Raw genomic sequence first — 26,527 nt, 5'->3', positions numbered from 1 at the left:
GCAATTTATAACCATGAACGGCCACACCTGGCCCTGAAATACAAAACGCCCGATGATGTTCATCAGGCGTTTTACAGACAAAAAACTGTCAACCTATATCAGGACTAGTCACCTTCGGTGCCATATAGTTTCAAAGAACGACGAATAAGCTGAATGGTAAAATTATTGTGAGAAAAGCAGAGGCCTGAATGCAGACCTCTGCTTTGGTTTATCTATTCAGGTTATTTGCCTCTGGCCAGTTTCAATGCCCAGGCGCCGCTCATCACCAGCAGCAGAATCAGGCACAACCCAAAGGCCAACATACATGCCTGCGCCATGTTCATAAAGTGCCAGGGCGGAAGCAGATACCAGCCTTCGGACTGCTGGTAGAGATCGACAAACCACTGCTGTACGCTACTGAGCGTCACGCCATCAGGGACGATAGGCGCGTCATAGCCGCAGTCTCCGGTAGGTTTAAACCACTCCGGCGCCCATTCCGCCAACGGTAAGTTGAAAGGAAAGGTCGGGTCAGTCGAACATCCTTGCACGCCAAAAAGTGAATCGGGGTCCGCATTATGTACCGCATGATGGATACCATTAAGCTTAATAGAAAACTTAATGCCCATAATGCTGCCATAAAACGCCGCGATGCAGCCAATCAGCTTCAGCACAATATTTTTGGGATTTATCGCCGCAATCACCCCGCCAATTACCATCACAAACATCGCGTAACGGATGTAAACACACTGCTCGCACGGCGCCATGTAGAGGTAGATTTGGAAGAACGAGTGCGCCAGGATAATTAATCCTCCCATCGCGATGGCCATTAACAGCCACAGAAAGCGCTGTTCCTGCCATCTCACCAGCGTATCCACTGGTCTTGCGCGTAGGTCTCGCCATAATCCCTTAATAAAATCCATAATCGTTTCCCTGCTTATTTTTTAGTGGCCAGTTCCCGAACGAGTTCAGCCATAGAATCGATGGATTTGATGTTTTTGGTGTAGATAAGGTACTTGCCGTTGACGACGTAAGCCGGAACACCCTGAATTTTGGCAACGTCATAGGCTGCTTTCCATTTTTCCAGAGTCTCCTGAACGGCAGGATCTTTCAGCGCCGCTTCAAAATCAGCCTGGCTCATGCCTGCGGCGTCCAGCCCGGTTTTAATAAATGCCGCCGGATCTTTCCCATCTGACCAGCGCTCTTTCTTATCATGGTAAGCCGTATACCAGGCGAACTTCGCTTTTTTGAATTGTGATTTAGCATCAAATAACGAAATCCCGGCAGCTTTATCTTTGGCGATCAGGACTGCAAATACTTCGCTGGCCTGTTTGCCATATTCGCCTTTTGTTTCCAGGTGGAACGGGGTGAACGTAACGAGATCGGCGACTTTATCAGAAACCGGACCTGTTACGGCTTTGTCATATTTGTAGCAGAAAGGGCAGGCGTAGCTAAATACCTTAATCAGCGTTTTATCCGCATTAGGAATTGGTTTCTCCAGAACCATATAATCTGTGCCCTCGGTAAAAGCCGATGCCGCAAAAGGAGTGACCAATGCCGCGGTTAATACTACGCTTTTAAATAAAGAGGTAATCCATTTAGATGACATATTAATTCCTTCCCGTTATTTATTTAAACATTTGTGTTGGATGAACCAGTAACGCACGATAGTGAGTCTGGTTGGGTTTATCCGACAGCACATCAATTTCAACTTTCACTTCTTTCGTTTTATAGTCAATCTCATTCAGTTTGCCGACTGTTGGTTTACCAACGTCGAACAGGTTAATAGAACCGCCAAAGCCGAACATGGTGTCGCGGTCTTTTTGATATTCAACAACCGAGGTAATAGGGCTATAGAAATCATATCCACGTTCTTTACCGTATTCCCAAACTTGTTGTACGGTGCCTTTCTTCTCATCGATCTTATATTCGACAAAACGGGAATATTTCATGGTCGGTAGAGCCGGTTGCTCCAGGCCGCGACCATCGCCGTTATCAAAGACCGTTAACGTGCCTTTGCTGGAAAGCCATGCCGTATGTTGGGTATAGGTGAAATCGAAATCGGTGTCCTTACACTTGCCGTTTTCGTCACAGGTCAACGGCTTACCATGATCGTCTACCGGTTTCAGCAATTTACTGGCTAGCTGCTTATTCCAGCCTTTAGACGGCGCCAGTATCCATTTCACCTGCTTATCGCGACCAATTTTTACAATACCCTGATGGCGGGAAGAAAGGATGATGGAGTCGTCTTTCGCGTCATAAGCGATAGAGTTGACGTGCGCCCAGTTACGACCGGCACCAACGCCAAGCGCATCGCCATACGGCGTATCCGGTTCGAGTTTCGCCTGCTGTCCGGCATGGGCCAGATCGACGTTCACGCATACTGCGCCCGCATCCAGCGCGCCGAGCAGCGCATCACGCATTGGGTCGAGGATTTTGGTTAAATCCCAAACGTCTACTACGCGGCCAGACTTATCGACCTCAATGATTTGGTCACGAATCGTATGAACATGTATGCCGTCTTCTTTGCGGTAATCGCGTTTGCCGACGCGCAGCAGTACGGTGCCGTTCACGGTTTCGATGGATTCATGAGACGCATCCAGGAACCCGCGCGGCAGTTTGTGATCGGCAAGAATTTGCCCCATCATGTCAAACTCGTACCAGTGTTGGCCCTGCACCGCGGTAAAGGTGCCGCGAGGCGTTTCACGAATCCCCATCAGGTAGCCACGTTTGTTGATATTCATATCGTGGCCGTCGTAGAAGGTATCTTGATCCAGCCACCAGCGGTATTCACCCTGGGTGTCGACCACAAACGTATAAGGGGCGATATCGAAAGGCAAAGCACCGCCCGCCGGACCGGCATCAAGAATGCCCGCATTTTTATCTTTTTCGCCGTGCCAGTGAAATTCAGCGCCCTGCGGCGTAAAGGTATGGGTATTTACCAGATAAAGGCGATCTTCAAATCCTGGCGCAACTTTAATAACTTTCGTTTGCTGGAGATCTGAAATAGAACGGTTATCCATATAATGGTTGACGATGGCGGACGTCTGCACCACATAGTCATCCTTCATGGCTTTGCCGTTTTCTTTATATTCTACCGTGACGTTGTTGGCAAATTTCTGATAAAGGCCAAAAATAGGAATACCGTCATAGGTTTCTAAAGACTCTTTCCCAACGGTATAAGTAACGGGAACGCCTTTTTCCCCTTTGCCATGTACAGTAACTTTAACGTCTGAAATAATATGGCTATCTAATTCCACCAGTGCGGTGAGAGGGGCATTACCGTAAGGATCGACAACGACTGCGCCTAATTTCCCTGCGGGCTGTGCCGGTTGAAAACCTGCGGCAAACGTACTGGCTGCGGTGAGTCCGCATGTCAGTGCGACGGCGCCGGCAAGTATTGTTTTCCGGTATTGGTCAAACATGGATATATCTCCTTATATACAACTTCTAAATATAATACTTCTGAATATACTATGTTTTTATGAATGATAAATGAGGTAAATGATTGGTCTTTAAATATAAGTCATGATGCTATCGCTTATTTTAAAATATACTCTGCATCAATATTTTTTAATTGCCTTAATGCGTCGATAGTAGGAGGGTGATATTTCAAGAACAATATAAATTAGTACGAAGTGTGATCTTATCGACATTGTTTTCTGCTTAATACCTCTTTTATTATTGGGTTTCACCACTGATTTATATGATCAAAATCATTTATTTGTTCCACAAATATGCCAGTATATGAATACGTCAAAATAAGGGTATGTAAAATTTTAACGTTAAATGTTTAGTGATGTTAAATTTTAAGGGTAAAAAGGATGTTTATTGCCTGGTATTGGATAATATTAATCGTTCTGGTGGTAGTAGGGTATATTTGCCATATGAAGCGTTATTGCAGAGCGTTTCGGCAAGACAGAGATGCATTACTTGAAGCGCGAACGAAACGTTTTCGCCAGACGAGCGAAGGCGACAGCGTGATGAATGAGCAGAAATAGCGCATATCCTTGACGGGCAGCCGGATGTTGCCTGGCTAAAGGCCTGCATCCGGCGCGACGTTTCTCTTAACCGATACCTATCGTCTGCAAAATGACGAGACTGAGCCCCATGATGGACATACCGCAAAGCACGCCATAGCTGGGGTTATTGTTAGGATCGATCTCTTTTGCCAGCGGCATCAGTTCATCGACGGAGAGCGCCACCATAATGCCGGCGACTGCCGCCATGATAGCCGCCATAACGATCGGTGAAACCAGGCTGCCCAAAATCAGCCACGCCAGTACGCCGCCAAGAATTTCCGCCATGCCGGAGATACCGGCCCAAAAAATTGCGGTACGTTTTGAGCCCGTCGCGGCATAAACCGGGCCGGCAACCGCCAGACCTTCAGGAATATTGTGCAACGCCACCGCCAGTGCGATGCCGAAACCCAGTTCAAGATTGCTGCTGGCAGTGACAAAGGTGGCGATCCCTTCCGGAAAGTTGTGCAGGCTAATGCCGAGCGTCAATAAAATCGCAGTGCGTTTTATCGAGCCGGGAAGCGGCTGCTGCCTTTTTTGCACCAGATCCTGCGGATGAGCGTGAGGAAGCAGGCGGTCCAGCCCGAAGTAGCCCAACAGGCCGATAATAAACATTCCGTAGCCCAGTACAGGCGACATCCCCTCGGTATCAAGCGCGGCGGGCAGCATCTCCATCAGCGAGATAAGCAGCATGATCCCTGCGGCGAAGCCCAGCGAAAAAGCCAGCACGCGGTTAGACGGTTTTTGGCCGAGAACGCCAAGAAACGCGCCAATAAAGGTGGCGGCGCCCGCCAGTAAGGTCAGAATAAGTGGTACTGACATCCATTACTCCTTATCAATTTGCCGTCCGAACCTGACCTTCAAAATAACTGATAATCTTCATCATAGTTATCTGAGTTCTTCCTCTGTGAAGAAAGCGTATGGTGATGTTAACAAAATGTCTTTCCTGTAAGGATAACATCATGTCTTTAACGTGTATGCCAGCATTGTTTTTGGGGCATGGCAGCCCGATGAACGTGCTGGACGATAACGATTATACCCGCGCCTGGCGGCGATTGGGGGAAGCCCTGCCTCGACCACAGGCGATAGTGGTGGTGTCGGCGCACTGGTATACCCGCGGGACTGGCGTCACAGCGATGGAAAGGCCGCAAACTCTCCATGATTTTGGCGGTTTTCCGCAGGCGCTGTATGACACGCATTATCCGGCCCCTGGATCGCCTGCGCTGGCGCAGCGTCTGGTTGAACTGTTGGCTCCCGTTCCCGTCTCGCTCGATAAAGAAGCGTGGGGATTTGATCACGGCTCCTGGGGCGTATTGATCAAGATGTACCCGAATGCGGATATCCCGATGGTGCAGCTTAGTGTTGATAGTACCAAACCGGCGGCATGGCATTTTGAGTTGGGCCGTAAACTGGCGACGCTGCGTGACGAAGGCGTGATGCTGGTGGCCAGTGGGAATGTGGTTCATAACCTGCGGACTGTGCGTTGGCACGGTGACAATATACCGTATCCCTGGGCGGCGTCATTTAATGACTTTGTGAAAGCCAATCTGACGTGGCAGGGGCCGGTAGAACAGCATCCGCTGGTGAATTATCTGCAACATGAAGGGGGGGCCTTATCGAACCCGACGCCGGAGCACTTTTTACCTTTGCTGTATATACTTGGCGCCTGGGACGGCAAGGAACCTATCACCATCCCGGTCGACGGTATTGAGATGGGCAGTATAAGTATGTTGTCGGTGCAGGTGGGGTAGGCCGGATAAGGCGCTGAATGATTGCCCGATGGCGCTACGCGCATCGGGCTTACAGGAGAATCTATCCTTCGACAAAAATATGCGGATAGAAGCGGGAGAGATCCTGGGTGATCAGCGCCCGATCTTCACGGATACCAATTCCGGCGGGCTGATCGTTAATCAGCCAGCTACCAATCAGGGTGTAACTGTCGCCGAATTTTGGCAGCGGATAGAACTGTTGCACGATCATACCCTCTTCGCCATACGGGCCTTCCACGGATTCGATCGTTTTACCGTTCTCAATAATCGATACGTTCGCCCCTTCGCGGGAGAAGATCGGTTTCACGACATATTTATCCATTGGCGGATGTTCGTCTTCGGCGAAATACGCAGGTAACAGATTCGGATGGTCCGGGAACATCTCCCACAACAGCGGCAACAACGCTTTATTGGAGATAATGCTTTTCCAGGCCGGTTCCAGCCAGCGCACGCCGGCATCTTCCAGCTTGGTGGAAAACATCTCGCGCAGCATAAATTCCCACGGATAGAGCTTGAACAGGTTCGCAATGACCTGATCCTGCAGATCCGTAAATTGGCCTTTTTCCCCCAGACCAATATCGTCGATATAGAGAAATTCGGTGGCGATTTCCGCTTCGGCCGCGCAGTCCTGTAAATACTGAATGGTGCCGCGATCCTCAACCGTATCGCGACAGCAGGTGAGATGCAGCAACTGAAAACCGTACTGCTCGCGAAGTTCAGCAAAGCGTTCAATCAGCTTTTCCTGCAGGCTATTAAACTGATCGCTGCCTTCCGGCAGATTGCCCGCGTTGATCTGATCTTCCAGCCAAATCCACTGAAAAAACGCCGCTTCATACAGCGATGTTGGCGTGTCGGCATTATTTTCGAGCAGCTTAGGCTCGCCGATGCCGTCCCAGGCCAAATCGAGGCGGGAATAGAGCGACGGTTGTTGCGTTTGCCAGGACTGGCGAACAAAACCCCAGGTATGTTTTGGAATACGAAACTTCGTCATCAGCTCATCGCTGGCGATGACGCGTTCTACTACCTTGAGGCACATCTGGTGCAGCTCGGCGGTAACGTCTTCCAGTTTTTCCACCTGGGCGAGCGTTAACTTGTAATAAGCGTCTTCACACCAGTACGGTTCACCATACATAGTGTGAAAATTAAACCCGTATTCAGTCGCTTTATCGCGCCAGTCCGGGCGCTCGGTAATACTGACTCTTTCCATGCGTATCAGCCGCCCATCGAACGTGTTGAAGTACCGGCAGCGCTACGCTGCATGGTGCTCTGTTTGGCGACGGATTCGCCAAAACCGCCGCGGGTAACGGTTGTTGTGGTGGCAGGTTTCGGCGCCATCGCGGTTTTCGGTACGGTCATTGTCCGGCCCGGTTGCGCCGCGCCGTAGTTTTTACCTGCCGCATCGGTATATTTGCCGTATGCAGGGCTGGCCGGGTTTTTCGAGCTAAACAGCGGCTGTTGCGCAAAGCCTGCGCCGCCGCCCATCAGACGCCCCATCATGTAACCTGCCATAAGCGGCATCCAGAAACTGCCGCTGGATTGTTGGGCCTGCGCCTGATTTTCCGGTGCCATGCCAGCCTGTGCGGGCGCTTGCTGGCACTGACCTTCGCCAAACTCAGCGACGCAATCTTCGCGTGTAGCGTACTTAGGCGCAGTACGTTCGGCCTCTTTCAGCGCATTGTTATACGCGGTTGTACACTCCGCGCTTTTGCCCGGATTCGCCGCTGAACAGTCATCAGCGTTTTGATACAGCGATACGGTTTCATCGCTTTTTTCACAGCCAGCCAGCATAAAAACAGCCGTAACCGCCAGGGCGACCGGCGTTAAATGCCGCGCGCTCCAGCTTTTGCGAAATGATGCGTGATGGATGGATTTTGTCCGTTTCATATTTGTCTTCCAGGACCCAGTGGTAAATACAACATGCCTTCAGAATAGAGGATGACTGGTCGAAATTGAAGCGAGAAAAGGCGAGAATGCGGCGGAATAGCAGGATCTTTACGTTGTCTTACGTTCAGGTGCGGCTTTATGACAGGTAGCGCCGCGCTTACCAGACCTACAAGGGCACAGGTCTGATAAGCACAGCGCCAGCGAATAACTTATCAATGCCGGAATGGATTGCCGTTATTGCTGTTGGCGCGAGCGGCGGTCGGCTGTACTGCCGGCGCGGCGCTATGGGCATTATAACCGTCTGCGGCAGCATCCTGATCTGGCGTTTCCGGCGCTACGCTTTCCGGCGACGTCGGGATAGGTTTACCCAACGTACTGTTAAGCGCGAGCAGATCCTGCTCGTTCAGCGTACCGAGCGCATATTTGATATTTAACTGATTAATCAAATAGGTATAACGCGCGTTGGCCAGTTGCTGCTTGGCATCATACAGAGTGGTGGTGGCATCCAGTACGTCAACAATGGTACGTGTACCGACCGAGTAACCGGCTTCCATTGCATCCAAAGAACTTTGCGCGGAAACGACTGCCTGTTTATACGCGTTGATGCTGCTGATGGAGGCGTTAATATTGTTAAAGGAAGAACGTACGGTCTGCACCACGCTACGGTGCGCGCTTTCCAGCTGTTCGCTTGCGCCGACGAAGTTATACTGCGCCTGTTTTACCTGCGAGTTAACCATCCCGCCTTGATACAGCGGCAGGGAGAAGTTCAGGCCGATTTTATTCTGCCCCATGTTGCTATCGTCGTACTGGGCGGCGTTGGTTTTAGAACCGCTATAAGAGGTATCAGAAATGCCGGTTGAGGCCGTTAAATTCAGCGTCGGCAGATGGCCATCCTGCGCCTGACGGATTTGCTCGCGCGCCAGATCCTGACTTAAACGCGCCTGCAACAGCGACAGGTTACGGTTTTCCGCTTCCTTCAGCAGCGCATTAACAGCTTTGGGTTTGTCGGTTTTAAAATGCTCGACGTTAAGCGACGCCAGCTCCGGGTAATAATTGCCGGTCACCTGGCGCAACTCTTCTACCGCGTTATCCAGGTTGTTGCGGGCGGTCACTTCATTCGCCAGTACGGTATCATATTGCGCACGGGCGTTTTGCACGTCGGTAATGGCGACCAGACCCACGTTAAAACGTTGCGTCGTTTGATCTAACTGACGGTAGATAGCCTCTTTTTGCGCCTGGGTATAGGAAAGCACATCAATAGCGTTCAATACCTTAAAATACGCGTTCGCGGTATTGAGGATCAGCGTCTGCTGATCGGTCTGATAGGTGACATCCTGAATGCCTGCTGCTTTTTCTTGCAGGGTGAGCCCACGCCATTTCGACATATCAAATAGCGTCTGCGTTAATTGCAGAGAAGCGCTGGTTTCATTGGAGTTGATACCGTTCGCATCGCGATAACCGTTGCTGTAGGTGTAGTCGGCACCTAAACCCAGTTGCGGCAGTAAAGGACTACGCGCTTCGTTAATTTTTTCGAATGCAGCATCGCGATCGGCAGCGGATTTACGCAATTCCGGGTTGCTCAGGCGTGCTTGCTGATAAACTTGCATCAGGTTCTCTGCCTGGCTTAGTGTGCTGAACCCCGACAGGCTCAGGCCGATAAGGATGGGGAGCAATTTCTTCATTTGCATTCCTTGTTGTGAAGCAGTATTTAGCGCTGATCAATTTGTAAAAATAATTGCTGATTCTAGCAGAATCCGCCACTGCAAAAAGTTGGCGTTACGTGCCATACGAGCCTTAATTGGCACCAATTTACCACAAGGGTGATAAAACAGCAGTCAACCACCCTTGAAATTCATCATTTAATCATTATTGCTAGCAGGGCAGCACAATGCGTAAATCAGACAACTTGCCAGTTACTTTCACCAAAAGCGATGTAGAAATTATTGCACGGGAAACGCGCTATCGCGGTTTTTTTTCATTGGATGTGTATCGATTCCGCCATCGTTTATTCAACGGAGAAATGAGTGGCGAGGTAAAGCGCGAAATTTTTGAGCGCGGGCACGCCGCCGTCTTGCTACCCTTTGACCCTGAACGCGACGAGGTGGTGCTGGTCGAACAGATTCGTATTGCCGCGTACGACACAAGCGTTACGCCGTGGCTGCTGGAGATGGTCGCCGGCATGATAGAAGAAGGCGAAACCATTGAGGCGGTCGCCCGGCGGGAGGCGATGGAAGAAGCGGGGCTGACCGTAGGCCGCACCCGACCGGTCATCAGTTACCTGGCGAGCCCAGGAGGAACCAGCGAGCGCTCATCTATTCTGGTGGGTGAAGTGGACGCCACGACCGCGGCAGGTATTCATGGTCTGGCGGATGAAAACGAAGATATTCGGGTTCATGTGGTAAGCCGGGAACAGGCATACCAGTGGGTAGAAGAGGGGAAAATCGACAACGCAGCCGCAGTCATCGCTTTGCAATGGCTTCAGTTGCATCATCAAGAGTTAAAAAACGAGTGGAAAAAATGAAGCGTTATACACCTGACTTCCCAGAAATGATGCGTTTGTGCGAAACCAATTTTTCGCAATTGCGCCGCCTGCTGCCGCGCAATGACGCCCCCGGTGAAACGGTGAGCTATCAGGTGGGCAACGTACAATATCGGTTAACGATTGTGGAATCGACCCGATACACTACGCTTGTAACGATCGAGCAAACGGCGCCAGCCATCACCTACTGGAGCCTGCCGTCGCTGACGGTGCGCCTCTACCATGATGCGATGGTGGCTGAAGTGTGTTCAAGCCAGCAGATCTTTCGCTTCAAAGCGCGGTATGATTATCCAAATAAAAAGTTGCATCAACGCGACGAAAAGCATCAAATTAATCAGTTTCTGGCCGACTGGCTACGATTCTGTTTAGCACATGGAGCGATGGCGATTCCGGTTTATTAGCGTCGTGAAACCTAAGGACACCATTTGGAAAGCCTGTTAACCCTACCTCTGGCTGGTGAGGCCCGAGTCAGGATTTTACAAATTACAGATACTCACCTGTTTGCCGAAAAGCATGAAACGCTGTTAGGCGTCAATACCTGGGAAAGTTACCAGGCCGTGCTGGAGGCTATTCGGGCGCAACAGTATGAATATGATCTGATCGTGGCCACCGGCGATCTGGCGCAGGATCAATCCGCTGCGGCTTATCAGCATTTTGCTGAGGGTATCGCAAGCTTTCGCGCGCCTTGCGTTTGGCTACCGGGCAATCATGATTTTCAGCCGGCAATGTACAGCGCGCTGCAAGAGGCGGGGATTTCCCCGGCTAAACGCGTGTTAATCGGTGAACAATGGCAGATTTTGTTGCTGGATAGCCAGGTGTTTGGCGTCCCGCATGGCGAACTGAGCGAGTTCCAACTGGAATGGCTTGAGCGTAAGCTCGCCGATGCGCCAGAGAGACAGACATTGCTCCTTTTGCACCACCATCCGTTGCCGGCAGGGTGCAGTTGGTTGGATCAGCACAGCTTGCGTAATGCCGGTGAGCTGGATAGCGTGCTGGCGAATTTCCCGCGTGTAAAATATCTGTTATGCGGACATATTCACCAGGAGCTGGATCTTGACTGGAACGGTCGCCGTCTGCTGGCGTCGCCGTCAACCTGCGTACAGTTCAAACCGCACTGCGCGAACTTTACGCTGGATACTATCGCGCCGGGCTGGCGTACGCTGGAGCTCCGGGCGAACGGCGTCCTGGAGACGGAAGTGCATCGCCTGCAGGATACCCGGTTCCGACCCGATACCGCTTCGGAAGGATACTGATGTCTACGCTTCTCTATTTGCACGGATTCAACAGTTCCCCTCGCTCGGCAAAAGCGTGCCAGCTAAAAAACTGGCTGGCGGAGCGTCATCCGCATGTCGAGATGATCGTCCCTCAGCTGCCGCCGTATCCTGCCGATGCGGCGGAGTTGCTGGAATCTCTCGTGCTTGAGCATGGCGGTGCGCCATTAGGGCTGGTAGGATCGTCGCTGGGTGGTTATTACGCCACCTGGCTGTCGCAATGTTTTATGCTGCCGGCTGTGGTGGTGAATCCCGCCGTGCGGCCCTTTGAATTACTGACCGACTATCTCGGTCAGAACGAGAACCCCTACACCGGGCAGCAATATGTGCTAGAGTCTCGCCATATTTATGATCTTAAAGTCATGCAGATTGACCCGCTGGAAGCGCCGGACCTGATCTGGCTACTGCAACAGACGGGCGATGAAGTGCTGGATTACCGCCAGGCGGTGGCATATTACGCCTCCTGCCGTCAGACAGTGACCGAGGGTGGTAATCACGCATTCACGGGCTTCGAAGATTATTTCAACCAGATTGTCGATTTTCTTGGACTGCACAGTTGCTGACAATCAATTCGAATTGCTAATTAAACCATGACGCAAACTTATAACGCTGATGCCATTGAGGTACTCACTGGGCTTGAGCCGGTACGCCGCCGCCCGGGGATGTACACCGATACGACCCGCCCCAACCATTTGGGTCAGGAAGTGATTGATAATAGTGTGGATGAAGCACTGGCAGGTCACGCCAAACGCGTGGATGTCATTTTACATGCCGATCAATCGCTGGAAGTGATTGACGACGGACGCGGGATGCCGGTGGATATCCATCCGGAAGAGGGGGTTCCGGCGGTAGAACTGATCCTCTGTCGGCTTCATGCCGGCGGTAAATTCTCCAATAAGAACTATCAGTTCTCTGGTGGTCTGCATGGGGTGGGGATTTCGGTAGTAAATGCCCTGTCAAAGCGCGTGGAAGTGACCGTGCGCCGCGACGGTCAGGTCTATAACATCGCGTTTGAAAACGGCGAAAAAGTGCAGGATTTGCAGGTTGTCGGCACCTGCGGTAAACGTAATACTGGCACCAGCGTGCATTTCTGGCCGGACGAAAGTTTCTTCGACAGCCCGCGTTTTTCTGTCTCTCGCTTAATGCACGTTCTGAAAGCAAAAGCGGTGCTGTGTCCCGGCGTGGAAATCACTTTTAAAGATGAAGTGAATAACAGCGAGCAGCGCTGGTGCTACCAGGATGGTCTGAACGACTATCTGGGCGAAGCGGTAAACGGCCTGCCGACGCTGCCGGAAAAGCCGTTTATCGGTAATTTTAACGGTGAAACGGAAGCGGTTGACTGGGCGCTATTGTGGCTGCCGGAAGGCGGCGAATTACTGACGGAAAGCTACGTCAACCTGATCCCGACCATGCAGGGCGGCACTCACGTGAATGGCCTGCGTCAAGGGTTGCTCGACGCGATGCGCGAATTTTGCGAATACCGCAATATTCTGCCGCGCGGCGTCAAACTGTCGGCGGAAGATATCTGGGATCGCTGCGCTTATGTGCTTTCCGTGAAAATGCAGGACCCGCAATTTGCCGGGCAGACCAAAGAGCGTCTGTCGTCGCGTCAATGTGCGGCATTTGTTTCCGGCGTGGTGAAAGATGCCTTCAGCCTGTGGCTGAACCAGAACGTGCAGGCGGCGGAACAACTGGCAGAGATGGCGATTGCCAGCGCGCAGCGGCGACTGCGCGCCGCAAAAAAAGTGGTGCGCAAAAAGCTCACCAGCGGTCCGGCGTTGCCGGGGAAACTGGCGGACTGTACCGCGCAGGATCTTAATCGGACCGAGCTGTTCCTTGTGGAAGGGGATTCGGCGGGCGGTTCCGCCAAGCAGGCGCGCGATCGCGAATATCAGGCGATCATGCCGCTCAAAGGTAAGATCCTTAACACCTGGGAGGTCTCTTCCGATGAAGTGCTGGCCTCGCAAGAGGTGCATGATATTTCCGTGGCGATCGGTATCGATCCGGACAGCGACGATCTGAGTCAGCTGCGCTACGGCAAGATCTGTATCCTGGCGGATGCGGACTCCGATGGTTTGCATATCGCTACTCTGCTTTGCGCGCTGTTTGTCAGACATTTCCGCGCGCTGGTGAAGAATGGTCATGTCTACGTCGCGCTACCGCCGCTATACCGTATCGATTTGGGTAAAGAGGTCTATTACGCGCTGACGGAAGAAGAGAAGGCGGGCGTACTGGAACAACTGAAGCGTAAGAAAGGCAAGCCGAACGTACAGCGTTTCAAAGGCCTGGGTGAAATGAACCCGATGCAGTTACGCGAAACCACGCTTGATCCAAATACTCGCCGCCTGGTGCAGCTCACCATTAGCGATGAAGACGATCAGCGTACTAACGCGATGATGGATATGCTGCTGGCGAAGAAACGTTCTGAAGATCGACGCAACTGGCTACAGGAAAAAGGCGATCTCGCGGATCTCGACGTGTAACGGTTGTTGCACGCTTTATCTGGTCTGCATGCCGCAGGCCGGATAAGCGAATCCGACATGACGCCGCAGCCTGATGGCGACACTTGCGCATCGCATCAGGGCGACGTCAGACGAGGGTAATAACTTAAACGCCGGATTCCAGAATACGAATATTCATTTCCAGCACATCGTCTTTTACCGCGTCGCTGTAGGCTTTCATATGCGGGGTTTGCAGATGCGCCTCAAGGTGCGCAACGCTTTCCCACTGTTCAATCATCACGATCGAGTCAGGCGCCAGAGTCTGAAAACTCACGCCCGCGGCATGATCCACCATCGGCGCGTAACCGTGGCACCCCTCTTCTTTAAGAACGGTTGGAATAATTTTCGCAAACTGGTCGAGGACGGCCTGACGGTGATGTTGGCCCGGACGTGTGCGAATTTCGGCAATGACGGTAAGCATGGTTAACTCCTTCTAATTCCAGGATGACCAGTTAAGCAAAAATTTCGCTCAGATGCTTGCGATATTCTGCGGTATAGCGCGGAACATCCGGCATTTTAATCACGTCGTTGGCAATAAACGTTGGCAGCGCGTCCATGCCCAGGAACTGGTTGGCTTTATGGAATGGCAGATAGACGCCATCTACGCCTACGCCGTGGAAAAATTGATCTTTTTCGGTAAATGCTTCCATCGGCGCGTTCCACGTCAGTGACAGCATATATTTTTTCCCCTGCACCAGACCGCCGGAACCGTACTTTTTAGCGGCATCGGAACGCGTGCGGCCATCGCTGGCATAGAGCGTACCGTGACCTTCGGTAAAGACATCATCCATATATTTTTTTACTGTCCATGGCGCGCCCATCCACCAGCCTGGCATCTGCCAAATCACCACGTCAGCCCAGACGAAATTCTGCACCTCTTCTTTAATGTCATAGTCGCTGTCGGCGCGGACGATCTTAACCTGATGACCCAGATCGCGCAGCAGCCCATCGGCAACTTCGGTCAGGGTGTCATTCAACTGGCCGTTGGAGTGCGCGAATTTTTTCGCCCCGTTGATAATCAGGATGTTACTCATTTTGTGTCCTCAAGAAATGCGTTTGCTGCTGATTCTACGCTGACGGGCGGTGCGGTGAAATTAGCAAAATGTGCAAAGTCTTTTGCGTTTTTGGCAAAAATCTCTGCTACCAGCGTACTACGGCCTCAAATCCACCTTCCGCGGCGTTGCCAAACGACACCGTCATGCCGTGCAGCGTAGCGATGCGGCGGACGATTGATAATCCCAGACCGCTGCCGGTCACACTTTGGCCTGGCGGGCGGTAAAAACGCTCGCCGATATGCGTCAGAATCTCTGGCGCTACGCCGGGGCCATTATCTCTGACGGTGAAGCTGCGGGCATGTAAGGTAACGTCGACGACGCTGCCCTGCGGACTGTAGCGAATCGCATTATCCAGCAGGTTACGCACTAGCAGGCTTAAGAGTAGCGGCTGGCCGGTACGTATGACGTCATGGGCGTTAAGCTGTAAACGCACGTCGATATTCGCCTGCTGCGCCGGATGATAAATATCCATTACCGCGGACTGCAGCAGCTCTTCCAGCGAAATCTCCGCTACATCCTGCAAATTATTGAGCGAGTCGAGGCGCGACAACGTCAGTAGCTGATCGACCAGCCGTGTGGCGCGATCGATCCCCGCATGGAGCTGGGTCAGCGCTTTATCACGCGATAGCGGATCGTCGCCCGAGAGCTGCGCCACCTCGGTTTGTACTTTCAGCGCGGCCAGCGGGCTGCGCAATTCATGGGCGGCGTCGGAGGTAAATCGCCGTTCGCGCACCATCATGGAGTGGATGCGGCTAAAAAGCTGATTAAGCGCTTCGACCAGTGGGCGAACCTCGCTCGGTACGCCTTTGGCGTCGAGCGGCGTTTCCGATTCCGGCGACCGGAAGCGTAGCGCCTGCGCCAGTTTTTTCAACGGTCTGAGCTCGCGGTGAAGCAGGAGCAATAAAATCAGCAGCATGAAGGGAAGGGCGATCAGCCACGGCGTTAATTGCGCCGCCACGATCGCCAGCGCCATATCTTCGCGGTAATCCCACTCCTGACCGACGACGATACGATACTTGCCGTCCGCCGAGTTCAACCACAAAAAACGCCAGAGGTCGTTGTCATCCTTCAGATAGCCATTGTCGAAACCTTCCCGGCGATAGCGATACGGAATATCCTGGCCGTTGTCGCCATCATGCAGCAACATTTTGCCGTCAGCGGAAAAGATGGCGAACGCCAGCGCATCGTCATCGATATGCCCATGTTTTAATTTCTTTGGCGTATGCGCCATGCGCTGCGGGGCGTTGATCTCGTTAAGATCGAGGGTGCTAAGCCGTCTGGCGAACAACATCAACTGTGTGTCAAACAGCTCGTCGACATTATCCGTCGTCTTTCTCCAGGCCACAAAACTGGAAATTGCCCAAGTGATGGAGACCAGAATCAGGAAAATAAGCGTCAGCCTGACGCGCAGGCTGAGACGTTGCGTCAATTTCATGCGTCACCCAGGGTGTAGCCGATGCCGTGTACGGTGCGAATAAATTCGCTGCCGAGCTTGCGGCGTAAATGATGAACATGGACTTCCACTGCATTGCTGGACACGTCGTCATCCCAGTTATACAGCTTCTCTTCAATAAGCTTGCGCGGCAGCACGCGACCTTTGTTGCGCAGTAAGAGTTCCAGCAACGCGAACTCTTTTGGTTTTAAGGCCAGCGGTTCGCCGGCAAGCGTCGCGACGAGATTGCCTGGATTGAGCGTCACCTGGCCGTGGCGCAATTCGCTACTGGCCTGACCGCTGGCGCGGCGTACCAGCGCCTCCAGACGGGCGGCGACCTCAATGAGCGCGAAAGGTTTACATAAATAGTCATCGGCGCCCAGACGTAGCCCCTCGACGCGCTCTGCTAACGCGTCGCGCGCCGTCAGGATCAGTACCGGTTCCTGTTTACCCTTTTCGCGCCATTCGCGCAAAATATCCCGTCCGTCCATGCCTGGCAGCGTCAAATCTAAAATAACCGCATCATAAGGCGCGCTGTAAAGCGCCTCTTTGCCCGGACGTCCCTCGGTAAACCAGTCGACGCTGAAACCCATTTTACTCAGGCCCGCTTTTATGCCATCGCCAATAAGTGTGTCATCTTCTACCAGTAAAATTCGCATCTGTTCTTCCTTGCGGTAACTCGCGTTACCGTCAGTTAACCTTGTCGCCGCAGGCGATGTACAGAAAAAAAGATTCTTTTTTTGCCTTAAGAAGTTGTTAAGGATTACCTTATTAAATGGATCTGAAACGACATGAAAGGGAAAAGTAATCATGAAAAAATTAGCTGCAATCGTTGCCGTTATGGCACTGTGTTCTACCCCGGTTCTGGCGGCTCAGCAGGGCGGTTTCTCCGGCCCGTCGGCGACGCAAACGCAAGGCGGCGGATTTGTCGGCCCGAACGGCAGCAGCACGACGGTAGAGAGCGCTAAATCGCTGCGTGACGATGCGTGGGTAACGCTGCGCGGGAATATCGTCGAGCGCATTTCCGATGACCTGTATGTGTTTAAAGATGCGACCGGTACTATCAATGTGGATATTGACCACAAGCGCTGGAACGGCCTGACCGTAACCCCGCAGGATACCGTTGAAATTCAGGGCGAAGTGGATAAAGACTGGAACTCTGTCGAAATCGACGTAAAACAGATTCGTAAAGTGAATCCGTAATCCCACATTGCGCAAGATCGGTCAGGATTCACAGCCGCCCGGTGGGCAGAATAGGCCACAAGGAGGCAGTGATGAATGACCTGATCAGCGCGGCTTATTCCGAACGTCTGCGGCGCGTTTGCGACCACATTGAGCGTCATCTGGATGAGCCTCTGTCGATTGAGGCGTTAAGCCGGATGGCGCACAGCTCGCCGTTTCATTTTCACCGGCAGTTTACCGTCTGGAGCGGGCTTCCGCTCTATCGCTATATCCAGTGGTTGCGTTTGCGCCGCGCGTCATGGCGGCTGGCGTTTAACCCGCAGGATAAAGTTATCGATATCGCGCTGGATGCCGGGTTTCAGAATCCGGAGTCGTTCACACGTGCTTTCAAAACCGCGTTTGGTCAAAGCCCGCGCCGGTTTCGGCAATCGCCGGACTGGCTGGCCTGGCACCAGCGCGTTCCTAAACTTGCGTTACAGGAGCAGCATGTCATGGACGTAAAAATCGTTGAATTTCCACCTACCCGCGTCGCGATGCTGACGCATCTGGGGCATCCGGATAAGGTCAACGCCAGCGCGGCGAAATTTATTGCATGGCGGCGCGAAACGGGGCAGTCGCCGATTGCCAGCAGTCAAACTTTTGGTATTGCCTGGCACGACCCGCAGACGACGCCGCCGGATCAATTCCGCTTTGATATCTGCGGCAGCGTCCACCAGCCGATAGCCGAAAATGACGTTGGCGTGGTGAATAGCGAGATTCCTGGCGGGCGCTGCGCGGTGGTACGCCATCAGGGATCGCTCGACAGCCTCCCGGAGAGCGTGTGGTATTTATTCCGCGAATGGCTACCGGCCAGCGGCGAGACGCTGCGCGATTTTCCGGTCTTCTTCCAGTACCTGAATTTCGTCAATGAGGTGGCGGAACATGAGCTGCTGACGGATATCTATCTGCCGCTTCGTTAACTTCCTCGTCACCTGGCTCACGGTTTGTGACTCAGACCGTGAGATAGGGTATTATCTGCGGCAATATTGCCGTCCGAACGGTCAGCATGCAGATTGAGGATCCCCTGTTAATGAGCGATATGGCAGAGCGCCTTGCGCTACATGAATTTACGGAAAACGCCTACTTAAACTACTCCATGTACGTGATCATGGATCGTGCGTTGCCGTTTATTGGCGACGGCCTGAAGCCGGTACAGCGCCGCATCGTCTATGCGATGTCAGAGCTGGGGCTGAACGCCAGCGCTAAATTTAAAAAATCCGCCCGTACCGTCGGTGACGTACTGGGTAAGTATCATCCGCACGGCGACAGCGCCTGCTATGAAGCCATGGTGCTGATGGCGCAGCCGTTCTCTTACCGTTACCCGCTGGTCGATGGCCAGGGAAACTGGGGCGCGCCGGATGATCCGAAGTCGTTCGCGGCAATGCGTTATACCGAGTCTCGCCTGTCCAAATATGCCGAGCTGCTGTTAAGCGAACTCGGCCAGGGGACGGCGGACTGGGTGCCAAACTTCGACGGCACGATGCAGGAACCGAAAATGTTACCGGCGCGTCTGCCGAACATCCTGCTGAACGGCACCACCGGTATAGCGGTGGGGATGGCAACAGATATCCCGCCGCACAACCTGCGCGAAGTGGCGAAAGCGGCGATTACGCTGATTGAGCAGCCGAAAACGACGCTGGATCAGTTGCTGGATATCGTCCAGGGGCCGGATTACCCGACCGAAGCGGAGATCATTACCCCACGTGCGGAAATTCGTAAAATTTACGAAAACGGGCGGGGCTCCGTGCGTATGCGCGCGGTATGGACCAAAGAAGACGGCGCCGTGGTGATCACCGCGCTGCCGCATCAGGTCTCTGGCGCGAAAGTGCTGGAGCAGATTGCTGCGCAGATGCGTAATAAAAAACTGCCGATGGTGGACGATCTGCGCGATGAATCGGATCACGAAAACCCGACGCGTTTAGTGATTGTGCCACGCTCCAACCGTGTGGATATGGAGCAGGTGATGAACCATCTGTTCGCCACCACCGATCTGGAAAAAAGCTACCGTATTAACCTGAACATGATCGGTCTGGATGGTCGTCCGGCGGTGAAAAACCTGCTGGAGATCCTCACCGAGTGGCTGGCGTTCCGCCGCGACACGGTACGCCGTCGTCTGAACTACCGTCTGGAGAAAGTGCTTAAGCGCCTGCATATCCTCGAAGGTTTGCTAGTGGCGTTTCTCAACATCGACGAAGTGATTGAGATTATCCGTAACGAGGATGAGCCGAAACCCGCGCTGATGTCGCGTTTCGGCATCAGCGAAACCCAGGCGGAAGCGATTCTCGAACTGAAACTGCGCCATCTCGCCAAACTGGAAGAGATGAAAATTCGCGGCGAGCAGGACGAGCTGGAAAAAGAGCGGGACCAGTTGCAGGGCATTCTCGCGTCCGAACGCAAAATGAATACCTTGCTGAAAAAAGAACTACAGGCGGACGCCGATGCCTATGGCGACGATCGCCGTTCTCCGCTGCGTGAGCGCGAAGAAGCTAAAGCGATGAGCGAACACGACATGTTGCCGTCTGAACCGGTGACTATCGTGCTGTCGCAGATGGGCTGGGTGCGCAGCGCCAAAGGTCATGATATTGATGCGCCGGGGCTTAACTATAAAGCGGGCGACAGCTTTAAAGCCGCGGTGAAAGGTAAGAGCAATCAACCGGTGGTGTTTATTGATACCACCGGGCGCAGCTATGCTATTGATCCCATTACGCTTCCGTCGGCGCGTGGGCAGGGCGAGCCGCTGACCGGCAAACTCACGCTGCCGCCGGGGGCGACCGTAGAGCATATGCTGATGGAAGGCGATGACCAGAAACTGCTGATGGCGTCGGATGCGGGCTACGGCTTCGTTTGTACGTTTAACGATCTGGTTGCCCGTAACCGTGCCGGTAAAGCGTTGATTACACTGCCGGAAAATGCGCACGTCATGCCGCCGCTGGTGATTGAAGACGAGCACGATATGCTGCTGGCGATTACCCAGGCCGGACGGATGTTGATGTTCCCGGTAGACTCTCTGCCGCAGCTGTCGAAAGGCAAAGGGAATAAGATTATTAATATCCCCTCTGCGGAAGCGGCGAAAGGCGATGATGGACTGGCGCACCTGTACGTGCTGCCGCCACAAAGCACTCTGACTATCCATGTCGGGAAGCGCAAAATCAAACTGCGCCCTGAAGAGTTACAAAAGGTGGTCGGCGAACGCGGACGCCGTGGCACATTAATGCGCGGCCTGCAGCGTATCGATCGCATTGAGATTGATTCGCCGCATCGCGTAAGTCATGGCGACAGCGAAGAGTAAGAGAGGGGCGCCCGTAGGCCGGACAAGGCATCTAAGCCGCCATCCGGCGCTCTGCCGTTGCCGGATGACGACGCAGTAGCGTCTTATCCGGCCTACGGTTTCAGATCGGATTAACATTAAAATTTCCCGTAAAACCGTTGTTTATTCGTGCATTGCGATTAACAATACGTTTTTCCAGAGAGCCACACTTACCAAAATCCTAACCTGAATTTCAGGTGACGTAGAATGCCGGGCTCTTAGGCCTTCAGAGGTTGTTATGCTATATATTTTTCGTCTTATTGTTACCGTTATTTACTCCATTCTGGTCTGTGTTTTCGGTTCTATTTACTGCCTTTTCAGCCCACGTAACCCAAAACACGTGGCGACGTTTGGACATATGTTCGGTCGCCTGGCCCCGCTGTTTGGCCTGAAAGTGGAGTGCCGCAAACCCGCCGACGCGGAAAACTATGGCAATGCTATCTATATTGCTAACCACCAGAATAATTATGATATGGTCACGGCGGCGAATATTGTGCAGCCGCCAACGGTGACGGTGGGGAAAAAAAGCCTGCTTTGGATCCCGTTTTTTGGGCAACTGTACTGGCTGACCGGTAATCTGTTGATTGACCGTAATAACCGCGCCAAAGCGCATAGCACCATTGCGGCAGTGGTTAACCATTTTAAAAAGCGCCGTATTTCTATCTGGATGTTCCCTGAAGGTACGCGTAGCCGGGGACGCGGTCTGCTGCCGTTTAAAACCGGCGCGTTTCATGCGGCTATCGCGGCTGGTGTGCCGATCATTCCTGTCTGCGTTTCCAACACCTCTAACAAAGTCAATCTAAACCGCCTGAACAACGGACTGGTGATTGTGGAAATGCTGCCGCCAGTCGACGTCAGCGAATATGGTAAAGATCAGGTTCGCGAGCTGGCGGCCCACTGCCGTGCGTTAATGGAGCAAAAAATCGCGGAGCTTGATAAAGAGGTTGCGGAACGTGAAGCGACCGGTAAGGTTTAAGCAGCCTTACTCTGTTATTGTAGAAATCATTTTTTCAGGCACAACTCTTTAGCCTGTTTTACATGGAGCTTATATGTCATTCAGTCGGCGTCAGTTTCTTCAGGCATCGGGAATCGCACTATGTGCAGGCGCGATTCCCCTCAGGGCGAATGCTGCCGGTCAGCAACAGCCGTTGCCTGTTCCGCCGTTGCTGGAGTCCCGTCGCGGGCAGCCGTTGTTTATGACGCTACAGCGAGCGCACTGGTCCTTTACGCAAGGCACGCGCGCGCCGGTCTGGGGAGTGAACGGTCGTTATCTGGGGCCGACAATCCGCGTCTGGAAAGGCGATGACGTTAAACTCATCTATAGCAACCGCCTGGCGGAAAATGTCTCCATGACGGTTGCTGGTTTACTGGTGCCGGGGCCGCTGATGGGTGGCCCGGCGCGTATGATGTCGCCGAACGCGGACTGGGCGCCGGTGTTGCCGATTCGTCAGAGCGCCGCGACGCTGTGGTATCACGCTAACACGCCTAACCGCACTGCGCAGCAGGTGTATAACGGCCTGGCAGGAATGTGGCTGGTTGAAGACGACATCAGTAAGACGCTGCCCATTCCGAACCATTACGGCGTGGATGATTTTCCCGTCATTATCCAGGATAAACGGCTGGATAACTTTGGGACGCCGGAGTACAGCGAACCGGGCAGCGGTGGTTTTGTCGGCGATACGCTGCTGGTGAACGGCGCGCAAAGCCCCTATGTCGAAGTGTCCCGCGGCTGGGTGCGGTTACGGTTGTTGAACGCCTCGAACTCGCGGCGCTATCAACTTCAGATGAGCGATGGCCGGGCGCTGCATGTGATTTCAGGCGATCAGGGCTTTTTACCTGCGCCGGTTTCCGTCAAACAGTTGTCACTGGCGCCCGGCGAGCGACGTGAAATCCTGGTTGATATGACCAACGGCGACGAAGTCTCGATCACCTGCGGGGAAGCGGCCAGCATAGTCGATCGGATTCGCGGTTTCTTTGAGCCTTCCAGTATTCTGGTTTCTACCCTGGTGCTGACGTTACGGCCAACCGGATTGCTGCCGCTGGTGACCGATAATCTGCCGATGCGTCTGTTGCCGACGGAGATCATGAGCGGCGCGCCTGTCCGCAGTCGGGACATCAGTCTTGGCGACGATCCGGGGATTAACGGCCAACTGTGGGATGTGAATCGCATTGATATTACCGCCCAACAAGGCACCTGGGAGCGCTGGACGGTACGCGCCGATATGCCGCAGTCGTTCCATATTGAGGGCGTCTCTTTCCTGATTCGTAACGTCAACGGCGCTATGCCGTTCCCGGAAGATAGAGGCTGGAAAGATACCGTCTGGGTGGATGGGCAAGTCGAATTGCTGGTCTACTACGGTCAGCCGTCCTGGCCGCACTTCCCGTTCTATTTCAACAGCCAGACGCTGGAAATGGCTGACCGCGGCTCGATTGGGCAAATGCTGGTGAATCCGGCGTCGTAAAGCGTCCGAGTACGGGTCTGAATAGCGCAGACCCGTCAGGGTTTTCAGGAAGGAGCAAACAGCGTGGGAAGCAGCAGACTCAACTGCGGGAAGTAGCAAATCATCGCCATGACCACAAAGAGTGCCAGAAACATCGGTAATAGCGGTTTGACGACTTTATCAATACTGATTTTGCCGATACTGCAACCGACGAACAAAATAGTGCCTACCGGGGGCGTACACAGTCCGATGGTTAAATTGAAAACCATAATAATGCCAAAATGGACAGGGTCGATTCCCAGATGTTGAGCAATGGGAAGGAAAATAGGCGTAAAGATTAGAATAGCCGGAGTAATATCCATAAACGTCCCGACGAATAACAAAATGAGATTGATAATCAGCAAGATGACCCATTTATTTTCGGACACGCTGGTAATCATTTCATTAATCAGTTCAGGAACATCAGCATTGGTCATCGCCCATGACATTCCCATTGAGCAGCCGACCAGTAAGAGAACAATAGAGCTGGTTACTACCGAATCCAGCAGAATATCGCGCAACTTACTCACATTAATTTCTCGATAAATGGCCGCCAGCGCCAGGCTATAGATTACCGCGATCGCAGAGGCCTCTGTTGGCGTAAATACGCCGCCGATAATGCCGCCGATAATAATAAATATCAGCAACAGGCTGGGCAATGAATCGCGGAATACCGACAGAAACTGCCGCAGGTTGATGCGTTCGGCAACCGGGTAATGGTGGCGATGGGCATACAGCGCCGCTACCGTCATTAAAGCCAGCGCGGTTAAGATGCCGGGCAGGTAGCCCGCCAAAAACAGGGCGGCGACAGAGGTGCCGCCGCTAGCCAGCGAATAGACAATTAGCACATTGCTGGGCGGGATCATCAGGCCAATCGGCGCCGAAGCGACGTTGATCGCCGTAGAGAACGCCGGAGAGTAGCCCTCTTTTTCCTGTAATGGCGACATGATGCCGCCCACCGCGGCCGCAGAAGCGACAGCCGAGCCGGATATCGCGCCAAACAGGGTGTTCGCCAGAATATTGCAGTGCGCCAGCGAACCGGGAAGGCGGCCAACTAACGCCTGAGCCAGATTCACCAGGCGCCGGGCGATTCCCCCGGTATTCATGATATTGCCGGCTAACACAAAAAAGGGGATCGCCAGCAGCGTAAAGCCATCGAGACCGACGGTCATTTTTTGCGAAATAACCGAGATTGCCGCATCCGGGGGAAGGGCTATCAGGATTGAGAATAAGGACGACAGCCCGATAGCGAATGTAATAGGAACGCCGACCGCCAGCATAATGGCAAAGCTGCCAAATAAAACAATTATTGGGTAAATATATTCAAAGTCCATATATCCCTCGTTAGCGAAGATGGCGCTGATGATAATTATCAATAACGTTCACAATGGTGTAGTACACCAGGATGACGCCGCTAATCGGCATGACCCAATAGACTTTATCCATAGGCCATTTTAATACCGGGGACATTTGGCTGACGTGCGCCGCTTTTTCAACAATAATATCACCGCCGTACACCATAAAAATCAGCGCGAACACGGTAATAATCACCTGAATGATACTGTCGAGCACGAGGGCGGGCGTTCGGGAGAGTTTTTGCGCTAACAAATCGATAGCTAAATGTTTTTTTAATCCGGCGGTATAGACGCCGCCTAACAGAATCATCCACATAAAAAGAATCTGGGTGAATTCGTCGAGCGTGCTGCTTGGCGCGTTGAATATAAAGCGCGCCGCCACCTGCCAGGATACGCAGGCAACCATGATCGCCAGAATAATACAGCAGCACCCGGCCAGTATTTTGTTCAGTGCATTGGTGAGTATTCGCATATTACATCCTGTAAAGGGCAGGAGAACCCTGCCCGGCAGATTTACATATTCTCGATGTATTCCAGATCCTTCGCTGACTGAGCATCTTTCGCGCGGAACTCATCAAACAAGGGCTTAACACGCTGTTTGAACGCGGATTTATCAATATCAACAACGGTCGCGTTCATGGCCTTCATACTCTCATAAGCCTCTTTTTCCGCGGCGGGCCAGATGACATCTTTCATTTGCTGCATGGATTCATCTGCGGCTTTATATAACGCTTTCCGCTCTTTATCGCTCAATTTGTTAAGTACTTTGGTACTGATGACCAGGACATCCGGCACCATCGTGTGCTCGTCGCGGGAATAGAATTTCGCCACCTCCGCATGACGCATATCGGCATAAACCACGGGGTTGTTTTCGCCGCCATCGACCACGCCTTGCTGGAGCGCGGTATAGAGTTCGCCTTGCGCCATCGGCGTCGGCACACCGCCGAGCGCTTTCACCATCGCGATAGCGCTGGGGCTTTGCTGCACTCTGATTTTCATACCGGCTAAATCGTCGGGTTGAGTGATGGGCTTACCAGCGTAAAAACTGCGGGCGCCGCCGTCGTACCAGGTTAAGCCGACGAAGCCTTTGCTTTCGGAGGACGCGAGAATGCGTTTCCCTAAGTCGCTTTTCAGTACGTTGTAGTAGTGATCGCGGTCACGGAATAAAAACGGCAGGCTAAACACGCTATATTCCGGCGCAAAAGACTCCAGCGATGCCGCATTGACTTTCACCATTTGCAGAGCGCCGGAGTTCATCAATTCCAGCGATTCACGTTCGTTGCCCAGCGTGGCGTTGGGGTAAATACGAATATTTAATTCGCCGTCCGAATAGGCTTTCGCTTTATCGGCCAGATAGCTCATCGCTTTGTGAACGGCGTGGCTTTTATCCTGATTGTGGCTCAGTTTCAGCGTGGTTTTGGCGAGCGCTGGAAATGCCAGTAGCAAACAGCCGGCCAGTAATACCGCTGATGTTGTGAATGAACGTGTGTTTTTCATATCTGCTTCCTTATAGGTTGGGATTCCTGTGGTTATCGTTGATTAATTAATAACCTGCTGATACGTAAGGTATTGCGTAGGGGAAAGGCGTGGTGATGGTGTTCTTTATCCCCTGAATTCTGTCAGCCAATTTAATTTAATCAATAGACCAAAGAAAGAGATCTGGTTCACAGAAGAAAGTCATGGTAAAAACAGTGTCGTGAGCAATTCAGCGAAGTTTT

At 52.7% G+C, this 26,527-nt stretch carries 26 protein-coding genes; 12 read left to right on the top strand and 14 right to left on the bottom strand.

Annotated features, from left to right (window positions below):
* Positions 1 to 221: 221 nt before the first annotated feature.
* Genes dsbI through HV477_RS16865 form a run of 3 tightly spaced genes read right to left on the bottom strand, consistent with a single transcriptional unit; the run spans position 222 to position 3,401 of the window.
* Entirely contained in the window at positions 222 to 899 is a 678-nt protein-coding gene (dsbI, locus tag HV477_RS16875) for a protein-disulfide oxidoreductase DsbI (RefSeq protein ID WP_000345576.1), read from the bottom strand.
* A 14-nt stretch (positions 900 to 913) separates the two neighbouring features.
* A complete protein-coding gene (locus HV477_RS16870) occupies positions 914 to 1,585 on the bottom strand; it encodes a thiol:disulfide interchange protein DsbA/DsbL (RefSeq protein WP_000096232.1) in 672 nt (223 codons plus the stop codon).
* Positions 1,586 to 1,604: 19 nt separating this feature from the next.
* Positions 1,605 to 3,401, bottom strand: a complete 1,797-nt coding sequence (locus HV477_RS16865; protein ID WP_000460259.1) for an aryl-sulfate sulfotransferase — start codon at positions 3,399 to 3,401, stop codon at positions 1,605 to 1,607.
* A 399-nt stretch (positions 3,402 to 3,800) separates the two neighbouring features.
* Between HV477_RS16865 and HV477_RS28830 the strand changes: the two genes are divergently transcribed.
* A complete protein-coding gene (locus HV477_RS28830; RefSeq protein WP_000469259.1) occupies positions 3,801 to 3,977 on the top strand; it encodes a hypothetical protein in 177 nt (58 codons plus the stop codon).
* A 66-nt stretch (positions 3,978 to 4,043) separates the two neighbouring features.
* On the opposite strand, the gene zupT is transcribed toward HV477_RS28830, so the two are convergent.
* Positions 4,044 to 4,817: a zinc transporter ZupT gene (zupT, locus tag HV477_RS16860; protein ID WP_000115874.1), complete on the bottom strand. Its 774-nt coding sequence runs from the start codon at positions 4,815 to 4,817 to the stop codon at positions 4,044 to 4,046.
* A 140-nt stretch (positions 4,818 to 4,957) separates the two neighbouring features.
* On the opposite strand from zupT, the gene ygiD reads away from it, so the two are divergent.
* On the top strand, positions 4,958 to 5,746 hold the full coding sequence (gene ygiD, locus HV477_RS16855; protein WP_001536714.1) for a 4,5-DOPA dioxygenase extradiol: 789 nt from the start codon (positions 4,958 to 4,960) through the stop codon (positions 5,744 to 5,746).
* 61 nt (positions 5,747 to 5,807) lie between these two features.
* Here the strand turns inward: ygiD and HV477_RS16850 are convergent, their stop codons facing one another.
* The 3 genes from HV477_RS16850 to tolC all read right to left on the bottom strand — a co-directional run bounded on the left by HV477_RS16850 (position 5,808) and on the right by tolC (position 9,336).
* The gene (locus tag HV477_RS16850) at positions 5,808 to 6,971 is read right to left on the bottom strand and encodes a glutathionylspermidine synthase family protein (RefSeq protein WP_000442833.1); all 1,164 of its coding nucleotides are present in this window, start codon (positions 6,969 to 6,971) and stop codon (positions 5,808 to 5,810) included.
* 5 nt (positions 6,972 to 6,976) lie between these two features.
* Positions 6,977 to 7,648: a DUF1190 family protein gene (locus HV477_RS16845; RefSeq protein WP_000831528.1), complete on the bottom strand. Its 672-nt coding sequence runs from the start codon at positions 7,646 to 7,648 to the stop codon at positions 6,977 to 6,979.
* Positions 7,649 to 7,860: 212 nt separating this feature from the next.
* Positions 7,861 to 9,336: an outer membrane channel protein TolC gene (tolC, locus tag HV477_RS16840; protein WP_001575014.1), complete on the bottom strand. Its 1,476-nt coding sequence runs from the start codon at positions 9,334 to 9,336 to the stop codon at positions 7,861 to 7,863.
* 200 nt (positions 9,337 to 9,536) lie between these two features.
* On the opposite strand from tolC, the gene nudF reads away from it, so the two are divergent.
* From nudF to parE, 5 genes are read left to right on the top strand one after another with little or no spacing between them, the layout of a single operon-like run.
* On the top strand, positions 9,537 to 10,169 hold the full coding sequence (gene nudF, locus HV477_RS16835) for an ADP-ribose diphosphatase (protein ID WP_001231950.1): 633 nt from the start codon (positions 9,537 to 9,539) through the stop codon (positions 10,167 to 10,169).
* Positions 10,166 to 10,588: a DUF1249 family protein gene (locus HV477_RS16830; protein ID WP_000833404.1), complete on the top strand. Its 423-nt coding sequence runs from the start codon at positions 10,166 to 10,168 to the stop codon at positions 10,586 to 10,588. Before nudF ends, HV477_RS16830 begins: the two co-directional genes overlap by 4 nt.
* Before the next feature lie 24 nt (positions 10,589 to 10,612).
* The gene (gene cpdA, locus HV477_RS16825; protein ID WP_000444735.1) at positions 10,613 to 11,440 is read left to right on the top strand and encodes a 3',5'-cyclic-AMP phosphodiesterase; all 828 of its coding nucleotides are present in this window, start codon (positions 10,613 to 10,615) and stop codon (positions 11,438 to 11,440) included.
* Positions 11,440 to 12,021 (top strand): esterase YqiA, encoded by a 582-nt coding sequence (gene yqiA, locus HV477_RS16820; protein ID WP_000105725.1) that lies wholly within the window; start codon positions 11,440 to 11,442, stop codon positions 12,019 to 12,021. The genes cpdA and yqiA overlap by 1 nt, the downstream gene beginning before the upstream one ends.
* Positions 12,022 to 12,048: 27 nt before the next feature.
* Entirely contained in the window at positions 12,049 to 13,941 is a 1,893-nt protein-coding gene (gene parE, locus HV477_RS16815) for a DNA topoisomerase IV subunit B (RefSeq protein WP_000195318.1), read from the top strand.
* A 124-nt stretch (positions 13,942 to 14,065) separates the two neighbouring features.
* Here the strand turns inward: parE and HV477_RS16810 are convergent, their stop codons facing one another.
* The 4 genes from HV477_RS16810 to qseB form a co-directional block, all read right to left on the bottom strand.
* The gene (locus HV477_RS16810; protein WP_000958587.1) at positions 14,066 to 14,380 is read right to left on the bottom strand and encodes a putative quinol monooxygenase; all 315 of its coding nucleotides are present in this window, start codon (positions 14,378 to 14,380) and stop codon (positions 14,066 to 14,068) included.
* A 31-nt stretch (positions 14,381 to 14,411) separates the two neighbouring features.
* Complete coding sequence (locus HV477_RS16805; protein ID WP_000065416.1) at positions 14,412 to 14,993, bottom strand: NAD(P)H-dependent oxidoreductase; 582 nt, start codon at positions 14,991 to 14,993, stop codon at positions 14,412 to 14,414.
* A gap of 106 nt (positions 14,994 to 15,099) precedes the next feature.
* Complete coding sequence (gene qseC / locus HV477_RS16800) at positions 15,100 to 16,449, bottom strand: quorum sensing histidine kinase QseC (protein ID WP_000779327.1); 1,350 nt, start codon at positions 16,447 to 16,449, stop codon at positions 15,100 to 15,102.
* Positions 16,446 to 17,105, bottom strand: coding sequence for a quorum sensing response regulator transcription factor QseB (qseB, locus tag HV477_RS16795; protein WP_001221574.1), 660 nt, complete (start codon positions 17,103 to 17,105; stop codon positions 16,446 to 16,448). Before qseB ends, qseC begins: the two co-directional genes overlap by 4 nt.
* A 151-nt stretch (positions 17,106 to 17,256) precedes the next feature.
* Here qseB and HV477_RS16790 point away from each other — a divergent pair, with 151 nt between their 5' ends.
* From HV477_RS16790 to ftsP, 5 genes are all read left to right on the top strand, one after another.
* Positions 17,257 to 17,649 (top strand): YgiW/YdeI family stress tolerance OB fold protein, encoded by a 393-nt coding sequence (locus HV477_RS16790; protein ID WP_000731552.1) that lies wholly within the window; start codon positions 17,257 to 17,259, stop codon positions 17,647 to 17,649.
* A 71-nt stretch (positions 17,650 to 17,720) separates the two neighbouring features.
* A complete protein-coding gene (locus HV477_RS16785) occupies positions 17,721 to 18,587 on the top strand; it encodes a GyrI-like domain-containing protein (RefSeq protein WP_000998796.1) in 867 nt (288 codons plus the stop codon).
* Positions 18,588 to 18,697: 110 nt separating this feature from the next.
* On the top strand, positions 18,698 to 20,956 hold the full coding sequence (gene parC, locus HV477_RS16780) for a DNA topoisomerase IV subunit A (RefSeq protein ID WP_001281860.1): 2,259 nt from the start codon (positions 18,698 to 18,700) through the stop codon (positions 20,954 to 20,956).
* A gap of 256 nt (positions 20,957 to 21,212) precedes the next feature.
* Positions 21,213 to 21,950: a 1-acylglycerol-3-phosphate O-acyltransferase gene (gene plsC / locus HV477_RS16775; RefSeq protein WP_000965730.1), complete on the top strand. Its 738-nt coding sequence runs from the start codon at positions 21,213 to 21,215 to the stop codon at positions 21,948 to 21,950.
* Positions 21,951 to 22,023: 73 nt separating this feature from the next.
* Positions 22,024 to 23,436 (top strand): cell division protein FtsP, encoded by a 1,413-nt coding sequence (gene ftsP, locus HV477_RS16770; protein ID WP_000010658.1) that lies wholly within the window; start codon positions 22,024 to 22,026, stop codon positions 23,434 to 23,436.
* Positions 23,437 to 23,480: 44 nt separating this feature from the next.
* Here ftsP and HV477_RS16765 read toward each other — a convergent pair whose 3' ends face one another.
* Genes HV477_RS16765 through HV477_RS16755 form a run of 3 tightly spaced genes read right to left on the bottom strand, consistent with a single transcriptional unit; the run spans position 23,481 to position 26,306 of the window.
* On the bottom strand, positions 23,481 to 24,788 hold the full coding sequence (locus HV477_RS16765) for a TRAP transporter large permease (protein ID WP_000345259.1): 1,308 nt from the start codon (positions 24,786 to 24,788) through the stop codon (positions 23,481 to 23,483).
* Between the two features lie 10 nt (positions 24,789 to 24,798).
* Positions 24,799 to 25,281: a TRAP transporter small permease gene (locus HV477_RS16760; RefSeq protein WP_001221825.1), complete on the bottom strand. Its 483-nt coding sequence runs from the start codon at positions 25,279 to 25,281 to the stop codon at positions 24,799 to 24,801.
* Between the two features lie 41 nt (positions 25,282 to 25,322).
* The gene (locus HV477_RS16755; protein WP_000799367.1) at positions 25,323 to 26,306 is read right to left on the bottom strand and encodes a TRAP transporter substrate-binding protein; all 984 of its coding nucleotides are present in this window, start codon (positions 26,304 to 26,306) and stop codon (positions 25,323 to 25,325) included.
* Positions 26,307 to 26,527 lie beyond the last annotated feature (221 nt).

This window comes from Salmonella sp. SG203, from assembly GCF_013350575.1.
In the GTDB taxonomy this organism is placed as follows: Bacteria; Pseudomonadota; Gammaproteobacteria; order Enterobacterales; family Enterobacteriaceae; genus Salmonella; species Salmonella enterica.
The sequence above is the reverse complement of the archived record's forward strand: the minus strand, read 5'-3'. Positions and strand labels throughout refer to the sequence as shown.

Coding starts and splice junctions, on each gene's coding strand:
- dsbI (WP_000345576.1), bottom strand. CDS start 899: ATGGATTTTATTAAGGGATTATGGCGAGACCTACGCGCAAGACCAGTG.
- HV477_RS16870 (WP_000096232.1), bottom strand. CDS start 1,585: ATGTCATCTAAATGGATTACCTCTTTATTTAAAAGCGTAGTATTAACC.
- HV477_RS16865 (WP_000460259.1), bottom strand. CDS start 3,401: ATGTTTGACCAATACCGGAAAACAATACTTGCCGGCGCCGTCGCACTG.
- HV477_RS28830 (WP_000469259.1), top strand. CDS start 3,801: ATGTTTATTGCCTGGTATTGGATAATATTAATCGTTCTGGTGGTAGTA.
- zupT (WP_000115874.1), bottom strand. CDS start 4,817: ATGTCAGTACCACTTATTCTGACCTTACTGGCGGGCGCCGCCACCTTT.
- ygiD (WP_001536714.1), top strand. CDS start 4,958: ATGTCTTTAACGTGTATGCCAGCATTGTTTTTGGGGCATGGCAGCCCG.
- HV477_RS16850 (WP_000442833.1), bottom strand. CDS start 6,971: ATGGAAAGAGTCAGTATTACCGAGCGCCCGGACTGGCGCGATAAAGCG.
- HV477_RS16845 (WP_000831528.1), bottom strand. CDS start 7,648: ATGAAACGGACAAAATCCATCCATCACGCATCATTTCGCAAAAGCTGG.
- tolC (WP_001575014.1), bottom strand. CDS start 9,336: ATGCAAATGAAGAAATTGCTCCCCATCCTTATCGGCCTGAGCCTGTCG.
- nudF (WP_001231950.1), top strand. CDS start 9,537: ATGCGTAAATCAGACAACTTGCCAGTTACTTTCACCAAAAGCGATGTA.
- HV477_RS16830 (WP_000833404.1), top strand. CDS start 10,166: ATGAAGCGTTATACACCTGACTTCCCAGAAATGATGCGTTTGTGCGAA.
- yqiA (WP_000105725.1), top strand. CDS start 11,440: ATGTCTACGCTTCTCTATTTGCACGGATTCAACAGTTCCCCTCGCTCG.
- parE (WP_000195318.1), top strand. CDS start 12,049: ATGACGCAAACTTATAACGCTGATGCCATTGAGGTACTCACTGGGCTT.
- HV477_RS16810 (WP_000958587.1), bottom strand. CDS start 14,380: ATGCTTACCGTCATTGCCGAAATTCGCACACGTCCGGGCCAACATCAC.
- HV477_RS16805 (WP_000065416.1), bottom strand. CDS start 14,993: ATGAGTAACATCCTGATTATCAACGGGGCGAAAAAATTCGCGCACTCC.
- qseC (WP_000779327.1), bottom strand. CDS start 16,449: ATGAAATTGACGCAACGTCTCAGCCTGCGCGTCAGGCTGACGCTTATT.
- qseB (WP_001221574.1), bottom strand. CDS start 17,105: ATGCGAATTTTACTGGTAGAAGATGACACACTTATTGGCGATGGCATA.
- HV477_RS16790 (WP_000731552.1), top strand. CDS start 17,257: ATGAAAAAATTAGCTGCAATCGTTGCCGTTATGGCACTGTGTTCTACC.
- HV477_RS16785 (WP_000998796.1), top strand. CDS start 17,721: ATGAATGACCTGATCAGCGCGGCTTATTCCGAACGTCTGCGGCGCGTT.
- parC (WP_001281860.1), top strand. CDS start 18,698: ATGAGCGATATGGCAGAGCGCCTTGCGCTACATGAATTTACGGAAAAC.
- plsC (WP_000965730.1), top strand. CDS start 21,213: ATGCTATATATTTTTCGTCTTATTGTTACCGTTATTTACTCCATTCTG.
- ftsP (WP_000010658.1), top strand. CDS start 22,024: ATGTCATTCAGTCGGCGTCAGTTTCTTCAGGCATCGGGAATCGCACTA.
- HV477_RS16765 (WP_000345259.1), bottom strand. CDS start 24,788: ATGGACTTTGAATATATTTACCCAATAATTGTTTTATTTGGCAGCTTT.
- HV477_RS16760 (WP_001221825.1), bottom strand. CDS start 25,281: ATGCGAATACTCACCAATGCACTGAACAAAATACTGGCCGGGTGCTGC.
- HV477_RS16755 (WP_000799367.1), bottom strand. CDS start 26,306: ATGAAAAACACACGTTCATTCACAACATCAGCGGTATTACTGGCCGGC.